This is a genomic window from Streptomyces sp. SID14436 (assembly GCF_010548465.1).
Taxonomy (GTDB): Bacteria; Actinomycetota; Actinomycetes; order Streptomycetales; family Streptomycetaceae; genus Streptomyces.
Window position 1 is genome coordinate 1 of sequence record NZ_JAAGMD010000802.1, and the last position, 1,508, is coordinate 1,508.

The 1,508-nt window shown below is 75.1% G+C and carries 1 protein-coding gene and 1 pseudogene; both read left to right on the forward strand.

The genetic code is table 11. The features are described 5' to 3' along the window. Positions 1–1,113, forward strand: a 1,113-nt coding sequence (locus tag G3I53_RS29150; protein WP_164438945.1) for a peptidoglycan-binding protein, incomplete at its 5' end; no start/stop codon positions are given. 123 nt (positions 1,114–1,236) lie between these two features. After that, positions 1,237–1,508: pseudogene (locus tag G3I53_RS29155) on the forward strand (SPFH domain-containing protein); the annotation flags it as partial.

The following is a 1,508-nucleotide window of genomic DNA, read 5'->3' on the forward strand; positions in this document are numbered from 1 at the left end:
CAGCAGCCCGCGGCCACCGAGGTTCCCGCAGCTGACGAGCCCGACACCCCGCAGGGACAGCGGGCGCCGCTGCACGGCCCGGCCGGCCAGGCGGCGCCGCCCGCCGCCCCGGCGAAGACCCCGGCGACCACCCGCGCGGACATCATCAACCGGGCGAAGAAATGGGTCACCGCGAAGGTCCCGTACAGCATGACCTCCTACTGGTCCGACGGATATCGGCAGGACTGTTCGGGTTATGTCTCGATGGCCTGGAACCTCGCCGGGAACGAATGGACCGGCAGTCTCGGAAACTACGCCGACAAAATCACCAAGGACGAACTGCAGCCCGGCGACATGCTGCTCTTCCACAATCAGTCCGACCCCCACGCGGGATCCCACGTCGTCCTTTTCGGCGGCTGGACGGACCACACCCGTACCTACTACGTGGCGTACGAGCAGACCCGCCCCCACACCCGCAGCCAGTCCACCCCCTACGCCTACTGGAGCGACTCCGCCCGCTACGTCCCCTACCGCTACAAGGGCGTGACGGGCAGCACGGCGGGCTCCGAACCGGACACCGCGAAGCCGGCCGCGCCGGTGCGCACGCCGTTCCCCGGGGCGGCGTACTTCGGGCCGGGCGCCGACAACCGGCACGTCACCGAGCTGGGCCGGATGCTCGTCGAGCGCGGCGGGGCCCGCTTCTACACCACCGGGCCCGGCCCGCGCTGGACGGAGGCGGACCGCAGGGCGACCCAGGCGTTCCAGGAGGCCCAGGGCTGGCGCGGGAGTGCCGCGGACGGGCTGCCGGGACCGCAGACCTGGGACCTGCTGGTGACCGGCCGGGGCAACGACGTGCCCGCCGCCCCCGGCGCCGCGGCACCCGGCGCGCACGGGGTGCCGGCCTTTCCGGGCCGGGCCCTGTTCCGGCCCGGCGCGCACAACGACCACGTGACGCAGCTGGGCCGGCAGCTGGTGCAGAAGGGGTTCGGCCGCTTCTACACCACCGGGCCCGGACCGCGCTGGACCGAGGCCGACCGCCGCAACGTCGAGGCGTTCCAGCGGGCCCAGGGCTGGCGGGGCGGAGCGGCCGACGGCTATCCGGGCCCGGAGACCTGGCGGCGGCTGTTCTCCTGACCGGCCGGCGCGGCCCACGCCGCCCGGCGCACCGTCCGGTGCGGCGGGTGGCACCGGTCGTCCGGCCCGGCCGGACGACCCTTCCCTGATGTGACGCATCTGGCGCGGAGGCTGGAGGCACGCATGACCACGACCACGTCCCACACCCCGGAGTCCGGGCAGCCCGCCGAGGGCGGGCCGGTCACCCGGCCGTCCCGGCTCATCCACACCGAGTCCACCACCGAGATCCCCGTCCACCTGCTGTTCCGGGACGACCCCGACCCGGCCCCGGTGCCGCTGCGGCCCGCCGTGGTGGCGCGCCGGCAGGGCACGGGGGAGCAGCCCCGGCTGCGGCGCCCGGTGCCCGACCGGTCCGGGACGACGCCGCCCCGGGTCGACCCCGACCTGGTGGAGCG